At 40.9% G+C, this 21591-nt stretch carries 16 protein-coding genes; 3 read left to right on the top strand and 13 right to left on the bottom strand.

Annotated features, from left to right (window positions below; translation table 11 throughout):
• A complete protein-coding gene (gene mdcA / locus QCD85_RS12050) occupies window positions 1-1668 on the bottom strand; it encodes a malonate decarboxylase subunit alpha (protein WP_301262750.1) in 1668 nt (555 codons plus the stop codon).
• A gap of 48 nt (window positions 1669-1716) precedes the next feature.
• Here mdcA and QCD85_RS12045 point away from each other — a divergent pair, with 48 nt between their 5' ends.
• On the top strand, window positions 1717-2604 hold the full coding sequence (locus QCD85_RS12045; RefSeq protein WP_301262749.1) for a LysR family transcriptional regulator: 888 nt from the start codon (window positions 1717-1719) through the stop codon (window positions 2602-2604).
• Here QCD85_RS12045 and QCD85_RS12040 read toward each other — a convergent pair.
• Window positions 2520-3719 (bottom strand): acyltransferase family protein, encoded by a 1200-nt coding sequence (locus QCD85_RS12040; protein ID WP_301262869.1) that lies wholly within the window; start codon window positions 3717-3719, stop codon window positions 2520-2522. The genes QCD85_RS12045 and QCD85_RS12040 overlap by 85 nt on opposite strands.
• Before the next feature lie 244 nt (window positions 3720-3963).
• On the opposite strand from QCD85_RS12040, the gene QCD85_RS12035 reads away from it, so the two are divergent.
• Together QCD85_RS12035 and QCD85_RS12030 are read left to right on the top strand one after the other, a co-directional pair.
• Window positions 3964-4518 carry a GNAT family N-acetyltransferase gene (locus QCD85_RS12035; RefSeq protein ID WP_301262748.1) on the top strand — a complete coding sequence of 185 codons (555 nt, stop codon included), beginning with the start codon at window positions 3964-3966 and terminating at the stop codon, window positions 4516-4518.
• 103 nt (window positions 4519-4621) lie between these two features.
• Window positions 4622-6346 (top strand): glycoside hydrolase family 13 protein, encoded by a 1725-nt coding sequence (locus tag QCD85_RS12030; RefSeq protein ID WP_301262747.1) that lies wholly within the window; start codon window positions 4622-4624, stop codon window positions 6344-6346.
• A 157-nt stretch (window positions 6347-6503) separates the two neighbouring features.
• Here the strand turns inward: QCD85_RS12030 and QCD85_RS12025 are convergent, their stop codons facing one another.
• The 11 genes from QCD85_RS12025 to QCD85_RS11975 form a co-directional block, all read right to left on the bottom strand.
• A complete protein-coding gene (locus QCD85_RS12025; RefSeq protein ID WP_301262746.1) occupies window positions 6504-6980 on the bottom strand; it encodes a GNAT family N-acetyltransferase in 477 nt (158 codons plus the stop codon).
• Window positions 6977-8554: a PTS sugar transporter gene (locus QCD85_RS12020; RefSeq protein ID WP_274172090.1), complete on the bottom strand. Its 1578-nt coding sequence runs from the start codon at window positions 8552-8554 to the stop codon at window positions 6977-6979. Before QCD85_RS12020 ends, QCD85_RS12025 begins: the two co-directional genes overlap by 4 nt.
• Before the next feature lie 208 nt (window positions 8555-8762).
• Window positions 8763-10346: a gluconokinase gene (gene gntK / locus QCD85_RS12015; protein WP_301262745.1), complete on the bottom strand. Its 1584-nt coding sequence runs from the start codon at window positions 10344-10346 to the stop codon at window positions 8763-8765.
• A 45-nt stretch (window positions 10347-10391) separates the two neighbouring features.
• Window positions 10392-11768, bottom strand: coding sequence for a GntP family permease (locus QCD85_RS12010; protein WP_273613300.1), 1377 nt, complete (start codon window positions 11766-11768; stop codon window positions 10392-10394).
• Between the two features lie 249 nt (window positions 11769-12017).
• Window positions 12018-12977: a Ppx/GppA phosphatase family protein gene (locus tag QCD85_RS12005; RefSeq protein WP_273613301.1), complete on the bottom strand. Its 960-nt coding sequence runs from the start codon at window positions 12975-12977 to the stop codon at window positions 12018-12020.
• Window positions 12978-13271: 294 nt separating this feature from the next.
• Window positions 13272-16166: a type I pullulanase gene (gene pulA, locus QCD85_RS12000; RefSeq protein WP_301262744.1), complete on the bottom strand. Its 2895-nt coding sequence runs from the start codon at window positions 16164-16166 to the stop codon at window positions 13272-13274.
• A gap of 466 nt (window positions 16167-16632) precedes the next feature.
• Complete coding sequence (map, locus tag QCD85_RS11995) at window positions 16633-17379, bottom strand: type I methionyl aminopeptidase (RefSeq protein ID WP_273613303.1); 747 nt, start codon at window positions 17377-17379, stop codon at window positions 16633-16635.
• 246 nt (window positions 17380-17625) lie between these two features.
• Window positions 17626-18144, bottom strand: a complete 519-nt coding sequence (locus QCD85_RS11990; protein ID WP_273613304.1) for a GNAT family N-acetyltransferase — start codon at window positions 18142-18144, stop codon at window positions 17626-17628.
• Window positions 18145-18212: 68 nt separating this feature from the next.
• A complete protein-coding gene (locus QCD85_RS11985) occupies window positions 18213-18785 on the bottom strand; it encodes a DUF2569 family protein (protein ID WP_273613305.1) in 573 nt (190 codons plus the stop codon).
• Window positions 18786-18934: 149 nt separating this feature from the next.
• Window positions 18935-19789 (bottom strand): SDR family oxidoreductase, encoded by an 855-nt coding sequence (locus tag QCD85_RS11980; RefSeq protein ID WP_301262743.1) that lies wholly within the window; start codon window positions 19787-19789, stop codon window positions 18935-18937.
• A gap of 272 nt (window positions 19790-20061) precedes the next feature.
• A complete protein-coding gene (locus tag QCD85_RS11975; protein ID WP_301262742.1) occupies window positions 20062-21561 on the bottom strand; it encodes an extracellular solute-binding protein in 1500 nt (499 codons plus the stop codon).
• Window positions 21562-21591 lie beyond the last annotated feature (30 nt).

The raw sequence follows: 21591 nt of genomic DNA, 5'->3' as shown, positions 1-21591 counted from the left end.
TTACCAGCTCCGGAATTTGGATGGTGGTTCATATAGTCCATCTGACCAGTCTACAAGTTCTTCTATACTTTTAGCAGCTAACAATGAACGCTTCGCATCCGTACGACGGATATCCAAATCTTCTGGAAAAGCGATCAATCCATCCTGACGCAACTTCTCATTCAGATCGGTATCATGACGTTGTCCCAAAGGTGTGACCCCTGCGATTGCTGCCAAAGCTGTGCGACGTTCTTCGATATTTTGTGCTTTGTATAGATAAGCGATTCCTTCTTCTGTAACGACATGGGTCACATCATCTCCATAGATCATCACTGGAGCGAGCGGTAGACCTGCATCATGACCGACTTGAATTGCATCTAGAGAATCGACAAATGTCGGTTGATCTCCTGATTGAAATGTTTCGACCATTTGCACAACTAATTTACGTCCACGCACAATCGGTTCTTTATCTGTAATCATATTCAGCCAAGCTTCTGTATCATGACGGCGACCACGAGCATCACTACCCATATTCGGTGCACCACCAAAACCGCTTAACCGACCCGAGGTGACTGTCGATGAATTACCATCTGGATCGATTTGTAGACTGGCTCCAATAAACATATCTGCGGCATACTGTCCGGCTACTTGTCCCATAGCTCGATTAGATCGAATCGTACCATCATGTCCGGTGAAAAAGACATCCGGGCGAGCGGCTGTATATTTTTCCATTCCTACTTCGCCACCAAAGCAATGGACACTTTCCACCCAACCGCTTTCGATAGCTGGAATCAATGTAGGATGCGGATTAAGCACCCAATTTTTGCAAATCTTGCCCCGTAATCCAAGCGATTCTCCATACGTAGGTAATAATAGTTCAATAGCGGCTGTATTGAATCCAATCCCATGATTCAGCGATTGCACTTGATGACGTTCATAGATCCCGCGAATCGCCATCATCCCCATTAAAATATGCGTTTCTTTGATATGACGAGGATCACGAGTAAATAAAGCTTCCAATTGATACGGTTGATCGGCTTCGACAATCACATCAATCCATGAAGCTGGCACATCGACACGTGGTAATTCGTCTACAATTTCATTGACCTGTACAATTACAATCCCATCACGGAAAGCAGCGGCTTCAATAATCGTTGGCGTTTCCTCGGTATTGGCTCCTGTATAGAGATTTCCTTGACGATCCGCTTTGTCTGCGGCAACCAGTGCAATATTAGGAGTCAGATCAACAAACATTCGACCATACAATTCTAGATACGTATGAATCGAACCGATACTTAGTGTCTGATCTTCCACCATTTGTGCAATCCGCAGACTTTGAGGCCCTGCATAAGAAAAATCGAGTTTGCTCGCAATATTTTTCTCGAAAATATCTAAATGTTCAGGTCGAGATACACTGGACATAATCATATGCAGATTGTTCACTACTTGCGGATTCACATTGGATAATGCTTGAGATAAGAAGCTTGCTTGCTTCTGATTGTTACCTTCTAAAGCTACTCGATCACCGCTAACCAATAGTACTTCCAGTGCATCTACAATATGATCTGTAGGCAAAATCACACCGTTTAACATCGAGCGAACTTTTTCCATACGACGTTTTTTTTCATCACGACGGGTCGTCCAAATACGCGGTGTTCCAGTTTTCAACTTGCTGATGTGGGTTGACATGATACTCCTCCTTGATGTTTGATTAACTGAGATTGGATGGTGTTCTGAATGGAACTGCTTCACTTAAAATATTTTTGCAAAGTGGCAAAACTTCAACATATGACCCATGCTGCGGAAGAACTTCATATCGCTCAACCTGCACTGAGTAAATCGATTAAAATGCTCGAAACCGAACTCGGTGTTTCTTTATTTGACCGTACAGGACGTTATATTACACTCAACGAATATGGAAAAACATTTCTCAAACATGTGGAAAAGGCACTACAATCGCTGGAAGATGCTACCCGCGAAGTTCATGATCTGGCGACAGGTACTGTAGGCTATATTAAGCTTGCTTTTCCTGTTGGCTCACATATCGTACCGAATCTAATCACAGCTTTTCGTGAACAATATCCTGATATTCATTTTCAATTGCTTCAGCATTACGAAGAAAATGTCAAACCTGAATTCGATCTATGCATCTCTTCGTTGCCGCTAAATTATGAACATATGCAAAGTATTCCACTGGTAACAGAACAGATATTTCTAGCTGTACCCAAAGGTCATGCTCTAGCAGATCGCCCTAATATTGCTCTGTCTGAAGCCGCTCACGAACATTTTATCGGGCTTCGTCATGGACATAGCTTGCGTGAGACGACCGATGATTATTGTCATATGGCTGGCTTTAAGCCTAAGCATATTTTTGAAAGTGACGATCCTGCTACAGTGCGCGGACTGATTCGAGCTGGACAAGGTGTTGCTTTTATTCCGGCTGTCTCGTGGGAAGGATCGACAGGACCGGATATTTCGCTTATTCCTATCCATAAACCTGTCTGTCAGCGCACGATTGGTATCTCATGGCGTGGAGATCATTATTTGTCTCGTGCTGCACTCGTATTTCGTGAATTTACGATTGAATTTTTTGCCAATGCTTCTGATCCTACTACATTGTCTTGAGTAGTCGTCTGCTGTGATGTCGGTAGGGATGATTTGCGAAATAAAGCCATTATTTTTTTGCAAATCCATTCTACGATATACACGATAGTAAAGGAGAAAAAAGCAGTTATTCCAAAAGTCATCAACAGATTCAGACCTAAAGGAATCTCACTAAAATAATCTCCTATCAAAGCCACTGTAAGTTGAAGCGCAAAATAACTGGCGAGATACGCACGAAAGGCATATTTAGCGATAAATTTAAAGTGCTTTAACGATTTGGAGCCTGTGTTGATTAACGATACAGTGAATCCATACACGATAATAATCAATGTAATATTGAATAGCACCATCGACCATTTCAAATAACTGGCATCTAGTAAATTTAGCGTATCCAGTCCGAATGAAAACAATTCATGATTGACCATTATAAATAGTAATGCACCAACAGGTAATGCCCACCAGCGAATGCGTTCTACTAATGCACGCCATTGCTGATTGTACGTAGAAGCAATCACACCGAGTACTGCATAAATGCCAAACATAAACAACAATCGATCCCACTGAACCCAGCCGGGATGTTCTTGATTATGGAACGCATAAATAGAGTACCATGCAATCAACCCTGCATAGATGATTACGGTAATGATCATTACCCCAATCGTATTCTTTTTATTTTTTAGTAAAAAGAATACCAATCCTGTAAGCAATGGCAACAACAGATGAATCTGAAACATCATAATCGTATACCAGAGCTGTGGTGCGGCACCGCCGAGTAAAATACCTTTAACAACACTCCAGATCGTTGAATAATGACCTGCATTAAAAGCAATCATATAAACGGCTGTCCAGGCAAGATAAGGCCCTATAATCTCTTTCGTTTTGTGCCATACATAATGAGAATAATGGGTGTCTCTTAACTTCGCCAGATCAAACGCAATCGCAAAAATAAACATAGGTGCTGAAAATTTAACCAGATCGTATAATATGCCAATTTCTATCTTTTGGGCTGTACTATGGTAATGAAGTAACATAACATTTAACATCAATTGCCATATTACAGCACTTACCGCTAACGTCTTCATGATCTCCGGCTCAGTCGCTCCACTTACACGCACAGCAGGAGATGTGGATGACATACTCAAAATGACACCTCCAGTGACCAGCCACAATGTATTGCACATGGCTTAACGGTTCTTTTTGAATAAAATCCTTACGATGAATATGTATCATCAAGCGCTTGAAATCTCATATTCAATTCCCTTACATTTATAATAGTAGAACAGCTATACGGCTATGTATAATACAGAACGAGTTATCAGCTTATAACCTATTTGGTATAGAACAAGACGTACAAATCATGTTTCAAATCAGGAGGATATTATGATAAGACCCGCTACACCTACAGATGCACCTGTTGTTTTAGAATTAATGTATACCGCTATTGGTGATATCGCCCATGCTTTTACAGGGACAAATAACAAAGAACAATCTCTACTTGCTCTTCGTCCATTGTTTGAGCAAACCGGCAATCGAATCAGTTATGAAAATATATTTGTAGAAGAACGTGAAGATCAAGTGATTGGCTTTGTGCTTGCTTATCATGGCAGTCAGATTGCTTCTCTCGATGCGCCCCTTATCGAACGTGTTCGACAACGTGGACAAGATCCATCAGCTATTATTCCTGAAGCCCGGGAAGACGAATATTATCTCGATTCACTTGCTGTCGATGCGGCTTATCAAGGACAAGGGATCGGAACAGTATTAATCCATGCTTTTGAACAGCAAGCACAGCAATTAGGACATCACAAAGTAATGTTGATTGTTGATAAAGAAAATCCCAAAGCGAGAAAATTATATGAACGGCTAGGCTATACCGAAGATGGTCAGATCACTGTGAATGGACATGAATTTTACCGGATGATTAAGATAGTTTAGCTATTGTTTGAACATGTACTCCGATGTTTAACCATGTATTAAAGGCTAATTATGTTAAATAATTGAAATTAATAGCTTGGTTAACATGCATAGGAGGATCATCATGGAAAACAAAAAAGCTAGAGAATCTGTTATTTATCAGATTTATCCGCCTAGTTTTATGGATAGCAACAACGATGGTTGGGGAGATCTCAATGGGATTGCTTCGCGGATTACTTATCTTCATCAACTGGGCATTGATACGATCTGGCTCGGCCCTATTTACGATTCGCCGATGATCGATAATGGCTATGATATCAGAGATTATTATCAGATTGATCCCAAATATGGCACGATGGAACAATTCGAATCTCTACTTGATCAGTTACATGATATAGATATGAAGCTAATTATGGATCTGGTCATTAATCATACTTCAGACGAACATCCATGGTTTCAACAATCCAAAAGTGCGAAAGACAATCCTTATCGGGATTACTATATATGGCGACCTGCCAAAAGCGATGGCACTGAACCGAACAACTGGCGTTCTTTTCAAAGTGAATCGGCTTGGACGTATGATGAGCAGACTGACGAGTATTATCTACATCTATTTGACCGCAAACAACCTGATCTGAACTGGGAACATCCACCATTACGGCAGGAAGTCTACAAAATGATACGCTGGTGGCTAGATAAAGGGATTGATGGTTTTCGTCTGGATGCGATCAATATGATCTCCAAGCATCCTGATCTTCCTGATGCTTCAGAAGACGATCCACATCCAATCGGACAAAAATTTTATAAAAATGGTCCTCGTATTCATGAGTTTTTGCAAGAGTTACATCGAGAAGCGTTTGCTCATTATCCACATATTTTGACGATAGGAGAAGCGCCTTCATTAACGATGGAACAAGTGTTGGAATATACGTTGCCTGAACGTAAAGAGTTAAATATGGTACTGGCAATGGATATGATGCGTATTGGTAAAGACCCTCATGATCCCTGGGATTCAGCCGATTGGTCGGTATTACAGTTAAAAGAATCGGTATCCAAATGGTATGAACATGTTTTTGCCCGTGGAGAATATGGTGTGTACTTGAGTACCCATGATCATCCACGTATGATTCCTGATGTGATCGGGCATAATGAACATAATATGACAGCTGCCAAATTAGTAGGCACATTTCTCCATCTTATTCCCGGTGTACCACTAGTGTATCAAGGTGAAGAATTGGGGCTACGTAATACTACTTACGATCGAATTGAAGATTATCGGGATCAAGGAACAATTCATTATTATAACGAAGCGATACAAAAAGGTAAGTCTTCGCAAGAAGTGTTATCTGGTATTCATAAGCGCAGTCGTGATGGTTCACGTTCGCCTATGCCGTGGGATGGAAATCGTGAGAATTTTGGCTTTAGCTCATCTGCCACTACCACACCCTGGATTCCTTTTCCAGCTAAAGAGAATCTAACCCACTTGAGTGTGACTGAACAAGAAGAACAGCGCGGCTCTGTACTTTCGTATTACCGTCATCTGATTGCGATGCGTAAGCAGTTCCCGATTATGTCGCATGGTTCGTTTACGATGTTATTAAAAGATCATCCAGAAGTGTTTGCTTTTATAAGAGAATGGCAAGGACAACGATGGTTAATTTTACTGAATTTTGCTGATATAGAAGCCGAGATTGATTGGACACAGGAATATAGAGTCTTTCCTACTTCGATGGTCAAAATTCTCGGCAATTATCCTCATAATGCTCACCCTCCTCATCTGGAAGAAGAACATCATATTGATGATCTGCAATATTTGCGCCCTTATGAAGTATTAATTTATCGAATGTAATTCCGCCGCTCCAATCAACACCTATCATCGAATAAATGAATCTAATGTTCAAAAAGACCTTTTTCTTCTGCACAATCAAGCAGATTAGAAAAAGGTCTTTTTAATAAAAATCTGTAATTTTCAGCTTTTTTAAATGTATAAATAATGTTGTATTTATTTATACATTTAATGTTTTGGACATTTGATAGTCTGTAATCTGATAGCCTGCTTTTTCGTATACATGGAGCGCTTTAAGATTATGACCGAATACATGCAGTCCTATTTTGACTGCTCCTTCTTGTTTTGCGACCTGATCAAGTGCTTGCATCGTTGCTTGACCATATCCTTTGCCTTGATGTGCTTCATAGATCAAAATATCGTATAAAAAGGCTTGCTTCCCTGCTGGAGCATCACTGATATGTAACCAGATATATCCGATAATCTGCTCACTCGCTACCTCAACAATATGATAAATATAAGCTCCCGGTGTATCTTTTCCCTGAGGCAAATATTTGGCAAAACTTTCTTGGGCTAATCGCTGTGCATCGGCAGCATCCCATGTACCTGCCAATACTTTTTCAGCAGCATAATCCGCTGCCGATTGATCGCGAAAAGCTTCATATTGCTCCTGATTCATCAATACTAATTCAATCATACAATAGCCTCTTTCTTTTTGCGGTTTTTAAAAATAAGATTAATGATCAACGTAATTACAAACGAACAGGTAAGACTTCCCAACATAGCGATAGCAAAACCTGCGATATGATTCGATGAGAATGGAGCGGCAAATGCTGGAACATACGCAATCCCACGTACATTCAGTACACCAACTAACAATCCACCTAACCCAGCAGATACAATCGCTCCTCCAAATACCCATTTACTTGCAAACATAAACGGATAAGCCGCTTCTACAAATGTTCCAAAGCCAATATTAATTAGAAATCCGGGTGCGGCTACAGCGGCTGCGCCTTTATCTTGTGGAGCAATAATATTGGCAAGTGTAATCCCGGCAGACACCATCACCAAGCCTGTCATATCGACAGCTCCCAAAAAGCTGTTACCGCTTCGTTCCATTTCTAACAATACGATTGGCAAAATAGCAGCATGGTAGACTCCACCCAAAATAGCAGGCCAGATTAACAATCCAGCAATTAGACCAGCAAGTGCACTATTGGCGGCTACCAGTGTTTCTAATAAATATCGTATCCCTTCACCAGCTTGAGCGGCAAGAGGTGCGATAAAAAAGTATACCACTAACCCGGCTACAAGACCCGATACTCCACCTGCTACTATATTAACGGTTGTGGCAGGAAATCGCCATTCGACACATTTACGAAATAAATAATTGGCTAACAATCCAGCTCCGATCCCGCCAATCAATCCGCCAATAATACCACCATTCACAGACAATACCCCGGCTACAATCCCAGCTACGATCGATACTTCATCTAATTCAGCCACTTGCTTGGCGGCAACCACTGCAATAATAACAGGCAATGCCGCAATCATAATATCAAATACTTTACTCAAAGCAGTCAATCCGGGGATCTGACTTGCCGCTAGAATCAACGCCATCGCTATAAATCCCGGTAGTGATGCCAGCATAATCCCTCGAATATTAATACGTGAAAATCCTGTACCTTGCTGTATCCCTTGCCCGCTGGAAGCTTTGCCGATCACCGGACGGTACGACAGACCCCAATACTTGCTCAAAGAAGTAACAAAAGAAACTGCACGCGTACGGTTCGTTGTTCCTGTTGTACCGGACGTAGAGATCACTTTCAGTCCTTTGGTTGCGGCTGCCGCCATCGATGTTCCACCTGTACCTGTAACGGGCAGTTGAGCAGTTGCCGCCGCTTCAATCGCTAATCGGTTCGCTCCACCAGGGCTTGCACTCATCAAAATCACACCATCAACTTCACCACTAGCGATCATCGCAGCTAATCGCTCATCTTGGGCTACAGCCGCTTGATTGATTTCTTCTAACGTGCCCTCCACACTAATCACCGGACGTTGTTCTTCTTCGTTCCATATGTATAAAGAAGCAGGGGTGGATTCTTTGATATGATCCATAGATGTTTGCGCAGCAATAAATTGGATACCTGCACAATGAAGCTCTGCTGCCTCTAATTGTATCAGTAATTCTTGTAGTAACCCTTCTGGATTTTTGCCACCAAGACTATATAAATTGCCTCCGCTACTCCCTAAGATAATAATATTTTTCATACGATCCTCCCCTGTCTATGTGTTCGATTCTAATTACTATACCTTTTTAACGATTCTGTGGTAAAGCGATAACTCATTAACCCGATATACTTAACCGGAAGTAACCTATTGTAAACGAAAAAAAGATTACTGCTAATATACACAGTAATCTTTTTTCAGTAAATATCTATGTTGTTTGCTTATTCATTATTTCTACTATTATCAATGATTACAGATCATCGCTATCTTTTTTGTCGATAGGTGTGTATTTATCCAACATTTTTTGCTGGAAATCAGCGATATCTTCATAATCTTCTTCAAATTTACGAGATATGCGAATATAGATCGGCAATAGCTCGCGGTAAATGGCAACATGTTCTTTGTATGGTTTGTGCTCATACGTTGTACCGATCATTTTAGACACTTCATCTAAAGAATCGATCCGTTTAAGAGCATACAATCCAAGTACTGCCGCACCCAGACAAGAACTTTCGATACTTTCAGGAACGACTACTGTCTGATCGAAAATATCAGCCATCATCTGACGCCACAATTCAGAACGTGCAAATCCGCCTGTCGCATGAATTTTTTTCGGTACACCGATTTGCTCTTCTACTGCTAACATTACTGTATACAAATTGAACAAAACGCCTTCCAGTGCCGCGCGAATCATATGTTCTTTTTTATGATTCAATGCAAGTCCGAAGAATGAACCTCTTGCATCTGGATTCCATAATGGAGCGCGTTCCCCTGATAGATACGGATGGAATAGTAGTCCATCTGCGCCAGGATGTACTTTTTCAGCGATACGAGTCAGTACATCATACGCACTAAGTCCAAGACGCTTCGCTGTTTCTACTTCAGAAGCGGCGAATTCATCACGAATCCAGCGGAAAATAATACCACCATTATTTACAGGCCCACCGACGACCCATTTATCTTCAGTAAGTGCATAACAGAAAAAGCGTCCTTTAGGATCAGTCACCGGCTTATCCGTTACTGTACGAATCGCTCCACTGGTTCCGATCGTTACTGCTACAACACCCGGTTCTATCGCATTCACACCTAGATTCGAAAGTACTCCATCACTTGCTCCGAGTACAAATGGAGTGCTTTCGATCAGACCCATTTCAGTCGCATATGTCGCATGTAATCCATGCATCACATGTGTTGTAGGTACTAATGTAGATAGATGATCACGCGTAATACCTGCTGTTTCTAGCGCTTCTTGATCCCAATCGAGTTCCTTCAAGTTCATCAAGCCTGTCGCAGAAGCCATCGAATGGTCAGCAACATACTCCCCGAACAATTTTAGGAAAATATATTCTTTAATCGAAATGTATTTGTACGCTGCATTGGCAATTTCTTTGCGATCATGTGTAATCCACATAATTTTGGTCAATGGAGACATCGGGTGAATCGGTGTCCCTGTGCGCATATAAATCTCATGCCCTTTTTTCTCTTTTTGCAATTGACGAGAATATGCTGCACTCCGATTATCCGCCCATGTCATACACTGGGTAATCGGCTTGCCTTCTTTATCCACAACTAACATACTGTGCATCGCTGAGCTGAAAGATACAAATAGAATATCTTCCGGTGCTACACTGCTTTTGTCCATCGTTTGTCTTACAGAATCAATCACTGCACGGAACAATTGATCTGGATCTTGTTCAGCAATGGAAGGTACAGGTGTATGCAAAGGATATTCTGCTCCACCTTGTGCTACAATTTTGCCATCTTCTTCAAATAATACAGCTTTGGTACTGGTTGTTCCGATGTCTACACCGATCATATATTTTGCCGTGCTCATGATCTAACCTACTTTCGCTCTAATTTCCAGAACTTCTTTTCTTATTTAGACTACTACATTCAGTAGTAAAATTAAACCAAACGCTACTAGAGACAATAAGGTCTCCATCACTGTCCATGATTTCAGTGTCTGTGGAACCGTCATATTAAAGAATTCTTTGACCATCCAGAAACCTGCATCATTCACATGAGAAAGAATCAATGAACCTGCACCTGTTGCCAGTACAACCAGCTCAATATTCGCTCCCGGTGTCAAAGCCAGTACAGGCGCAACAATACCTGCTGCGGTTGTCATCGCTACTGTAGCTGATCCTGTCGAGACACGAATCAACGCAGCAACCAGATAAGCAAATACAATCACATTTACATGGGCTGATGTAGCCACTGCGGCGATCGCATCACCGACACCACTATCAATCAATACCTGTTTGAATGCTCCGCCACCACCGATAATCAAAATAATCGAAGCTGTTGGCGCCAGACAATCTCCTGCAAATTTGGAGACTTGTTCTTTGGTGAATCCTTGTGCAAATCCAAGAGAGAAAAAGGCAAACACAGTCGCAATAAACATCGCTACAATCTCATTACCAACAAATCGCAAAAATACACTTATACCATGAGTGCTTTGCGGATCTGCAATTTCAGCGATAGATCCTGCTAACATCAGAATAACGGGCATCAGAATCGTCAACATCGTAATACCGAATCCCGGCAACGGTTTGTCTGGACGATCTAATTTATTATTCGTTGTAAATTGCTCTGCCAATCCTTCAGGCGGATGCACGATGATTCGTTTCCCAATAAATGAACCGAATAACGGCCCAGCTACTATCGCTGTAGGAATCCCTACAATCAACGCATAAATAATCGTTTTACCAATACTAGCTCCAAAAGCATCAATAGCAATCATAGGTGCAGGATGCGGAGGCAACAGTCCATGTACAGTCGATAGACCTGCCAGCATCGGAATCCCGACACGCAATAGCGAAATATTCGTTTTGCGAATGACGGTAAATAAAATAGGAATCAGCAAAATAATACCGACTTCAAAAAAGACCGGCATCCCTACAATAATCCCTACAATCAGCATCGCCCAGGGAATATTTTTCTCCCCGAATCGATTGACCATCGTCGTGGCAATCTGTTCCGCACCACCCGATTCAGCCATCATTTTACCAAGCATGGTACCCAGACCAATAACGATCGCTATCGAACCCAGTGTCCCACCTAGACCACTTTGTACCGATTTGACCACGTCTAGTGGCTCCATCCCGATAATCAATCCCAAAAACAAGGATGCCATGAGCAGAACGACAAATGGATTCCATTTGTACTTCGCAATCATGACAATCAAAATAACAATAGCAACAAGAGCCCATACCAATAGTGTGGTTTCATGGCTCAAACCAAAAATGGAATACATTCATTTTCCTCCTTTTTCTGCTTATGTACATCTTTTCCCAAATAAACCCCTTCTATTATTACCCCAAATTAAAGATTTTTCAAACGATAATGTCATTTTAATTATTTCATGCTCATTTGTGACCGTTTACATTTTCTGAGAATACAGAAAAGAGATAGACTGAGCATACCTTTGCAGATAACACGTATACAACGCAAAAAAAGCTGTTAGCACTTCATCGTTAGATGTGTACTAACAGCTTTTTTGTATTTATGAACGAGGACGTGAAGAAGCAGATTCAGCTGTAAAAAAATGGTGTGAAAGACCGTCACTGAGCCCCCGCCAACTAGCGAGCAATGCCGAACATTTCATATGCTTTAACAGCGTACGCAAAATAAGTGTACCTGCTACAATAATGTCTGCACGATCTTTACCGAGATCAAATTGATTAACACGTTCTTCCAGACTAAGCGTTGCTAGCGCTTCTGCATAAAAGAAAATCGTATCGGGATCAATGCGATAAGGATCACTAGCTGGTTTGGATTGACGTTTTCGTTCTCGCTCCATTCTTGCCAGAGCACGAATCCCTCCACCCAGACCGATTAAAGGCAAATCAGGGTGCATTGCTGTCCAGGGATAATCTGCTAATTGCTGATTGATTTTCTGTTCCAACTGCGCTGTTGATTGTTCGCTCCAATGGTCTGTTCCACCATTTTGCATCGTCATATTCACCGCCCCGCAAGGCAATGATGTACTTTGTATTAATTGATTATTTTTGAAATATGAAATCTCTGTACTGCCGCCACCAATATCAACAATAAATCCTTCTGTGACATAAGCTGGCATCGAGCGCATCACACCCAAAAATCCAAAATAAGCTTCTTCTTCACCTGATAATATCTGAACTTTGATATCTGTATGGCTTTCCCAACATGCAATAATATCTTTGGTATTGGTTGATTGTCTGACTGCGGCTGTAGCTACAGCGCGAATCTGACCTGTATGATTGGTTGCACAAATATGCTTAAACTTCTGGAGGATAGGAATAACCGTTCGGATATCTTCCTCAATCATGCTGCCATTCTCATCCCTGCGTACACCGAGTCGAACCGTTTCTTTGGCTTTGTGTATCATACGACAGGTTCCATCTGCACCTGCTTCATAAATGATCAGACGGATTGAGTTTGAACCAATATCAATGACTCCGAGTCGATTCCGGTTTTCGCTCATCGTATATTCGCCATGAACGCGTCCGCTATTCCATTAATCGCCATTAACGAGTTCCTCCTTCTATCTATTTTAGGTGCTGGCTATTCCACATTCTTAACCTCTGTATACATATTTGACTTTGCAACCATCTTGTTCATTTGACACCAGATCTATATTGTCAAATGTTTAGTTGGTTATGATTTTATCAGGAACGGTCTCTCATTTCCATAATTACTCTGTAGAAACCCTATTTATTATCAAAAATAACAACAAATAGCCACTCTTTGTTTATAAAGAAGTAGCTATTTGGAGTCATTATATAACAGGTTCTATTTCAAATTGCGGATCCCCGCTTTTAATTAATACTTTGATCGCGTCTTGATTGGTATTTACGAAAATATAACGATCGGTATCGACATCTTTGGCTTGCCAGTCTTTCAGACGGATAATAAAGCCTACACTGGTCTCCTCAGGGGCTACAATAATTTTGGCAACCGCTCTGCCTTCTTCGATCCGTTCAAAATCCACCTGTCTGTGACCTAAAATCGGCCCCCATACCCACAGATTCCAACCTTTGTAATCTTGATTCGGACGCTCGTATTCCACTTCAATACTGCGAGGAATATAAGGTAACACTTCTACCAACCACTGTGCAGTCGCTTTGCCACAAGAAGCAGTAATCTTCGCTGTACCCGGACGAATACCACGTACCAATCCATCTTTGTTAACACGAATAATTCGTTTGTCGCTGGAATCCCAATATACTTTCGGGCGAGCAATAGGACGACTGTATTGATCTAGCACTTCCGCTTTTAACGGAATGCGTTTGCCACCATACACCTGATGTTCTCCATGTAAATGAATCATATGTGGCACCAAAGTTTCTACATGTAACAAAAGCGTACTTTTCACACTGCCACAAGAAGCACAGATTGTACTGTCTCCTTCGTGTAGAGCAATAATCTGTCCATTTTCACGAACGATAATATTTTGCTCATTGGAAGAACGGAACACTACAGCTTCTGCTTCAAAAATACGTCCCCGTTGATCGCGTGGAGTTACTTTGAGTTGTAACTTTTCACCTGGCTCCATAATACTTGGCGTATAATCCCACTCCAAGCTAGCTGCTACTGGAATATATTGATCTTCTTCATCGTACAATACCATCATAGATAGCTGTGGTACGATCACCTCTTGACCGACTACACTTGCTAATGGATGAATACCGGCTTGGTTCTCATTAACAACGATTTGCCATGGACTGACCGATGCTGGCAAAGATACGGTCTGATCATGAGTACTGGCGTTATAAATGACTATAATTCGGTTCCATTTATCACCATGCGCATATTCTCCCAGTTGAAACGCAACCACTTGCTTATCACTACGCAATACTTTTAAATGTTTTTCGACATCTTCTCGTTGATCCATACGAAAAGCAGGATGAGAGCGCCTTAACTGAATTAGACCTTGATAGTAATCAAACACCGGACGGAAACGATGTTTATTTTCCCAGCGTAATCCATTGATCACATCAGGGCTACGATAACTGTTATGATCGCCAAATTTGGTACGTAACATTTCATCACCAGCATGGATAAATGGAATCCCCTGACTGGTTAATACAATACCATTAGCTAATAAAGAACGACGAACCCAATCATTCGATAATACATGTTCAGGATCGATATATTTGTAAGGCTCTGCGGCTTGTACTGCTTCTTCTACACTGCTTCCATCGGCTAATTGACCGTTATCCATATGCAGGAATGAAAGGGCATCATCTTGCCCGTAAGTGCGTACAAGCTTGTCCCATAGATTCAAATTATCATGAGCTGTCACATAGTTGACTGTTTCACTAGGATGATCGGTAAAGTCTCCGATAGCGCCATAAATGCCTTTGACAACATCGCCTTCTACGCCAAATGATCCTGTAGCAAATCCCTGAGTATCCCCATCGCTATCGCCTTTGATCGCTTCACGGAAATTATCATTAAATACAGCAAATCCTTTACCACGTTGAGAGCCTTTCAATGTCTGTTGTGGAAGAAGCGACCAACCACCTGTCCACGGCTCTCCATAGATCAATATACAAGGGTCTACATCACGACGTAGCTCTTGTGTCAATTGAGTAACTGTATCTGTATCGATCAAGCCCATCAAGTCAAAGCGGAATCCATCCAGATGATATTCATTCGCCCAGTAACGTAGTGAGTCTTTGATATATTTGCGTACCATTGGACGCTCTGTTGCAATCTCGTTACCAACACCAGAACCATTGGTTAATTGACCTTTTTCATCAGTGCGGTAGAAATATCCAGGAACCAAACGATCAAAAGGTCCATCATCTACAGAATACGTATGGTTATATACCACATCCATGACTACACGCAGACCTTGGGCATGCAATGCTTGGATCAGACGTTTAAATTCACGAATACGTGATGTTGGATCTGTAGGATCGGTCGCATAAGCACCTTCAGGCACATTATAATGCTGTGGATCATAACCCCAATTGTATTTGATTTGAGTAGACTCAGGATCTTGTACTTTTAATTCATTGACTGTATGAAAATCAGCAATCGGCAATAAATGAACGTGAGTCACACCCAGTTCTTTAAGATGATCGATACCGATAGAATTGCCATGTTCATCTTGCAGACCTTTTTCAGTAAAAGCAAGATATTGACCTTTATGCTTCATACGCGAAGATTCATCAATAGAGAAATCACGTACATGCAATTCGTAGATCACCGCATCAGTAACACTGGACATACGAGGTTTGATATCATTTTCCCATCCTTCAGGATTGGTTGTCTGTAGATCTACAATAGCCGTACGTTGCCCGTTCGGAGACACTGCACGAGCATAAGGATCAACAGCGTATTGAACAGAACCGTCAGCAAATGTAGCACGGTACATATAATATTGACCTGCAAGATCGCCGTATTGCACACATTGCCATACGCCGCCTTCTTCTGCTTTCATTTTATGAGCTTCACCTGTTGTATGATCATGTACAAGACCATCTTCATCATACACACCCATATCTGTATATAACATTAGATCCATTTGAATTGCATCAGGTGCCCAAAGTTTGAATATACTTTGCTGAGGCGTATAGTGCAGTCCAAGATCATCTATATCGTAAAAGTAGTCAGCCGCTACGTCTAAGTTTCGAATTAAGGAATGATTCATTTTATCTAACATTATATTCACCACCATATTTTAGGTTAACAATGAGCATCAATGCTCATCTTCACTTCATACCATCAAGCTTTACTAACAAGTCTAGTATTTATTTACAAATGCTTATAATAATAGTATCGGAAATTTTGTCGAATTGTTGAAGGTTTGATGGAACTTTAGTCCTATGTCATGGGGGTTTTTGTAATATTCAAAACGTGCAATCGTTGGCACAAATATTTAATGAATATCATACCGACTATTATTATTTATCCGATTAGCGATTGTATAGTTGGAAAAGCGGAGGTTGTATTGCATATCGTGTGTTTATTATTTACCTCAATAACTTGCTTTTGAATACAAAAAAGGATAACAATTCCTAAACCCTATCTCTGCTACATATGATAATACCATGATAGCAGTCTCAACAATGCACTTGTTAAAACTGCTACTACATCGATATGTTCAACCACTTTAGCGCAGCAAACTATTATTGAGCTGTCAAAATAATCGGGCCATCTGCTGTAATCGCTATAGTATGTTCATACTGAGCAGACCATCCTCCATCGGCTGTGCGTGCTGTCCAGCCATCAGCATCAATCGTCATCCGATAAGTGCTTTCATTAATCATCGGTTCAATCGTAAATACCATACCTTCTTTTAGACGTGTACCTTTGCCCGGTTTGCCTGTATGGGTAAAGTTAGGTTCTTCATGAAGATCACGTCCGATGCCATGACCCAATAGATCACGTACCACATGGAATCCATTGCTTTCGGCATGATGTTGTAGCGGAGCCATCGCATCTCCTAGACGATTGCCTACGATAGCATGTTCTATTCCGATATAAAGACATTCTTTGGTAATACGCATTAGCTTTTCAGCTTCTGGCGAAATGTTACCGACTGCATAACACCATGCAGAATCGCCTAGCCAACCATTATATTCAGCAACGATATCGATTTTGGCAATATCGCCTTCTTGTAAAGGCGTACGATTTGGAAAGCCATGAGCGATTACATCATTAACCGATGCACAAGTCTCATATTCAAACCCATTATATCCATTGGTGAATTGTTTACCACCTAATTTGGTAATATGCTTTTTGACAAATTCATTAATTTCCATCGTTGTAATTCCCGGTTGAATCAGCTTGGCAATTTCACGATGACAATCTGCTACGATCTGACTAGCTGTTTTCATTTCTTCTATTTCTTGAGGTGATTTCAGTATGATCATTGATCGGCTTCCTTTCCACAAGCTATTTCCTTTGGGCATCTGCCCCAAATACATATTATCTCTACATAACTGATATAGTTCCTCATACATATTACCGTCAACTGTATATTTGAGCAACCTACCGAGCGGATCATATCACGATAGCAGTCAGTTGTTGTTTGCTGAAATAGACCAAAACACCTGATAATCATTAGACGCATTATCAGGTGTTAGGTTGCATCTATACAGTTAATGTTTTAACCTCTGTTACTTGGCTTCTATACGTTTGCCTACAATCGCCAAATGACGTTCTACATCATCCAAAATAGCAACACGAGGCAAGTGTCCCCAATCTTCAAATCCAAATTTACGCAACAAATTCAGACTTGGATCATTATGAGCAAAAACAAAACCAAGCAGCGTATGTATATGCATTGCTGGAGCTTGCTCAATCGCATAAGAGACTAATTTGCTACCGATGCCTTTTCCTTGATAATCGTTGTGTACATATACACTTAGCTCTACCGTACCGTTATAAGCAGGTCGTCCATAAAAAGTCTGTAAACTTGCCCAACCTGCAATCTGTCCATCTTGCCACAGCACCCACAATGGACGACGATCAGGAACATGTTCATCGAACCACGCTTGTCGGCTTTCCACTGTTACAGGTTCTGTATCCGCAGTAGCCAACCTTGCAGGAATAGAAGAATTGTAGATATCGACAATAGCAGGTAAATCTTCTTGTCTAGCTATTTCTATCGTGTAAGGTAAATGTTGATCACTCATTTAATCTGCCTCCTTGTATAAAAACAAATGTAAAGATCAGCGTGATTGACGAAAGATTACGTGATGGATTAACGAACAAATGTGTTTTTGACACGTACAGAACGCATAAAGTAGAAAATCCAAGCAACCAGCGTAGCAATACCAAAAATGCTACTAATTGTTGGTGATATACCTACCTTTGGAATCAACAACAATGTCACAACGCTTACAGCGATTTGGAATAAGCAGTATGCAATCATAACACGTGGCAAGAATTTTTTACGTTTATAAAAGAACACTAGATTAGTAATCATCCACAGAAACGAAATAATAGATAAGACAATTCCCATAATCATCACCAACATAAAGTTGTTGCCATAAACAGAAAATACACTATTAGTCATACCAGGTACTACCGCATCAAACTGCCCTGGATTATTATGCATCCAGATTAAAAATATGTAACTAGGAATAGTAAACATAAAAGCAATAAGTACATAATACATATACACTTGAAAACAAGCTAACCAGCCGCCTAATCCTTGCAAAGGTGGTTGCATATACGGCGGGTATGGTGGCATTCCTCCATATTGCTGTTGAGGTGGAGCTTGATACGGATTCTGCTGAACGTCATTAGGATTCGGCGGATATTCGTTACTCATTCGGTATCATCATCCTTTCTTTTTTTGTTCTGATTATAACAAATATCAGATGATTCTATTGTACCAGTAGATGATAGATCATGTAAGACAGATCGCATAACAGATTACAACGATTAGACCTGATACTGTCTTTGACCGAAATTACTTTCTTATTGCTCTTGTAAGCCCACCTGCTCTTGACTCCATTCCCAGAAACGAAGCGCTTCTGCATCATCCAGTGCTTTGGGCTTGAGCTTATGGATCTTTTGGCGATAATAATACAGTCCTGAATGTTGAGCTACAGAAGAATCATCTACAAGGAAAATAGCCGTTTCTGCGCCTTGCTCGGGTGTCTGGAAAAAAGGAAGATACGCTACTCCAGCTAAAATGCGCTTACCAAATCCGGTATCCCGATCTACTCCAATATTAGTCGCTACTGCTCCAGGATGCAGACAATTGATCGTTACCTGAGTATCTTTTAACTTTTCCGCCATAACACGTGTAAAAAAGATATTCGCGATTTTGGATTGAGCGTATGACTTGATGACTGTATATCCGTTGTGTAAATGAGGATCATCCCAATGAATTTTACCAATCTTATATGCCCCTGAACTAACAACAACGATTCGTCCTTGAGGAGAAGCTTTAAGTGCATCTAACAGCAAATGAGTCAGCAAAAAATGACCGAGATGATTAACCCCGATACTCATTTCAAATCCATCTTCTGTTTCTTGACGCTTCAAATTAACAACCCCTGCATTGTTAAGTAAAACATCCAACCGATCGTATTTCTGATTAAATTGTTCTGCAAATTCCCGAATATGTTGCAGTGACCCTAGATCACATTTCATCAGTGTAATCTGATCAGAACCGCTTTTTTCACGTGCTTCTTGTAATGCTTTTTGTCCACGTTCTTCATTGCGACAGCCCATAATAACTTCATAGCCACGCTTGGCTAATTCTATAGTAGAAGCAAGTCCCATGCCGGAATTGGCACCTGTAATCAATACACGTTTTGTATTCATGATGTTCCTCCTGTAAGTGATTCTTTTCTTGTTAATAAACCAGTCCATCTATTTCTACGCATCTGCTAATTAGTAATAACGTCGAATCGTGGAAATGACATACCAAAAAACTGTAACTACACCTCATTGCCTACTCTGTCTGAGCAGAATAGAACAAGACGTAAATTACAGTTTTTTTGGTATCTAGCATTTTTTGTTACCTATCATTATAGAATCGTTTTGATAAATATTTCGTTATTGCTGATCATTTACTTGTTTATGCAACAAGTGATTTACTGCTTTAATTTGGCATAAGCTTCTTCGTATTCTTTGATCAATTGATCACCACCGGCAGTACGCCAGCTTGTAATCGCTTGTTGCCAGCCAGCATCATCTAACTCACCCATAATGTATTTGGTCTGTGCATCACTAATCATCTGATCTAGCTCTTGTCCGCGCTCTGTATAGATATCAGATACGAGATTGTACGCAGGATTGGAGATAGCATATTTGCGATCATCTTTTGATAATTTTACTCCTTTGGTTCCAAGTTCGGTATCGACCAATTCAGTTACATGATAACCTTCAATATTTAGCAAATTATCACGATAAGGCTTCACATCTCGTTGATATCCATCGAAATCGATAAATTCTGTTTTGCCGTCTGCTGTTTTTTTGTAATGTTTGCCTTCGATTCCGCGCAATTGCAATGTACTTGTAGGCTCGTCCATCAGTTTATCAAGTGTACCTAATAATTCTTTGAGTTGTGCTTCGTCTTGGACGGTCGCTTTGGGGAAAGCTAGAAAACCAAAGTTACCGGGTTCACCTGCAATACGAATCCCTTCTGGCCCGACAAATGGAGAAATATCAACCACTCCATCCGGTACAGCCGCTGTTAATAATTGTTGTGTACTTTTTCCATTGGTTGCTACGCCATTTAGTTTCATACCGATTCTACCGGATGCCATCATTTTATCGGCTTCTGTAGAATCCAGTGAAGGGAAGTCAGCATTGATTAATTTTTCAGCATAAAGACGATGCATCATTTGTAACACTTCTGTATATTGTGGTGTTATAAATTCAGGCGTGAATTTCCCATTATCATCTACTCCCCAGCGATTAACGCCACCCAGACTGACTGCAATACGAGTCAGAGGAGCTTGAGAACCTTCAGTATATGTTTTGAATAATGGAAAAGCATACGTATCGTTTTTGCCATTACCGTCAGGATCTTTAGTCGCTATCGCTTTGGCGGCGTTGTACCAATCATCTATACTTTTGGGCACTCCTAATTTCAATGTATCAAACCAGTCTTTGCGGTATACGATAGCAGCCCGCCCTATATCGCGGAAATTCGGAACGCCGTACAATTTACCATCGACCGTGATATTGCTGTAATACTCAGGATCTTGAGCCGCTAGATTCGGATAGTCTTTAAGATAAGGGCCAATTTCCCAAAATTGATCTGAACGAATCGCACCCACTGTTGTTGGAATATAATTCAGACGCATAATATGAGGCAAATTGCCTGAAGCGATCATCACATTGACTTTATCGTTAAACGCAGAGCTGGGAATCCATTGAATATCCAAATCTTTGCCGATATGCTTTTCCAGTCCTGTCTCTACATCATTTCCAGTTTTGGGAATATCGCCGACTTGCATGAGTGAAATACGTACGGTTGAAGAATCCGCTGTTGCCGCTCCTGAATCGCTGTTCCCACAACCTGTTAATCCCAAAGCCAATACAGCAGTAAGTGTCCAACAAGCAGTTTGTTTAACCACAAATTTCATTATTATTTCCTCCCGATCATTATGGTATGA

Source organism: Paenibacillus sp. PsM32 (genome assembly GCF_030433815.1).
Classification (GTDB): domain Bacteria; phylum Bacillota; class Bacilli; order Paenibacillales; family Paenibacillaceae; genus Saccharibacillus; species Saccharibacillus kyungheensis.
This window is presented reverse-complemented; position numbering and strand designations above follow the sequence as displayed.

What these genes read in the sequence shown, in the direction of transcription:
- mdcA (WP_301262750.1), bottom strand. Translation starts at nt 1,668, where the DNA reads ATGTCAACCCACATCAGCAAGTTGAAAACTGGAACACCGCGTATTTGG.
- QCD85_RS12045 (WP_301262749.1), top strand. Translation starts at nt 1,717, where the DNA reads ATGGAACTGCTTCACTTAAAATATTTTTGCAAAGTGGCAAAACTTCAA.
- QCD85_RS12040 (WP_301262869.1), bottom strand. Translation starts at nt 3,719, where the DNA reads ATGTCATCCACATCTCCTGCTGTGCGTGTAAGTGGAGCGACTGAGCCG.
- QCD85_RS12035 (WP_301262748.1), top strand. Translation starts at nt 3,964, where the DNA reads ATGATAAGACCCGCTACACCTACAGATGCACCTGTTGTTTTAGAATTA.
- QCD85_RS12030 (WP_301262747.1), top strand. Translation starts at nt 4,622, where the DNA reads ATGGAAAACAAAAAAGCTAGAGAATCTGTTATTTATCAGATTTATCCG.
- QCD85_RS12025 (WP_301262746.1), bottom strand. Translation starts at nt 6,980, where the DNA reads ATGATTGAATTAGTATTGATGAATCAGGAGCAATATGAAGCTTTTCGC.
- QCD85_RS12020 (WP_274172090.1), bottom strand. Translation starts at nt 8,554, where the DNA reads ATGAAAAATATTATTATCTTAGGGAGTAGCGGAGGCAATTTATATAGT.
- gntK (WP_301262745.1), bottom strand. Translation starts at nt 10,346, where the DNA reads ATGAGCACGGCAAAATATATGATCGGTGTAGACATCGGAACAACCAGT.
- QCD85_RS12010 (WP_273613300.1), bottom strand. Translation starts at nt 11,768, where the DNA reads ATGTATTCCATTTTTGGTTTGAGCCATGAAACCACACTATTGGTATGG.
- QCD85_RS12005 (WP_273613301.1), bottom strand. Translation starts at nt 12,977, where the DNA reads ATGAGCGAAAACCGGAATCGACTCGGAGTCATTGATATTGGTTCAAAC.
- pulA (WP_301262744.1), bottom strand. Translation starts at nt 16,166, where the DNA reads ATGTTAGATAAAATGAATCATTCCTTAATTCGAAACTTAGACGTAGCG.
- map (WP_273613303.1), bottom strand. Translation starts at nt 17,379, where the DNA reads ATGATCATACTGAAATCACCTCAAGAAATAGAAGAAATGAAAACAGCT.
- QCD85_RS11990 (WP_273613304.1), bottom strand. Translation starts at nt 18,144, where the DNA reads ATGAGTGATCAACATTTACCTTACACGATAGAAATAGCTAGACAAGAA.
- QCD85_RS11985 (WP_273613305.1), bottom strand. Translation starts at nt 18,785, where the DNA reads ATGAGTAACGAATATCCGCCGAATCCTAATGACGTTCAGCAGAATCCG.
- QCD85_RS11980 (WP_301262743.1), bottom strand. Translation starts at nt 19,789, where the DNA reads ATGAATACAAAACGTGTATTGATTACAGGTGCCAATTCCGGCATGGGA.
- QCD85_RS11975 (WP_301262742.1), bottom strand. Translation starts at nt 21,561, where the DNA reads ATGAAATTTGTGGTTAAACAAACTGCTTGTTGGACACTTACTGCTGTA.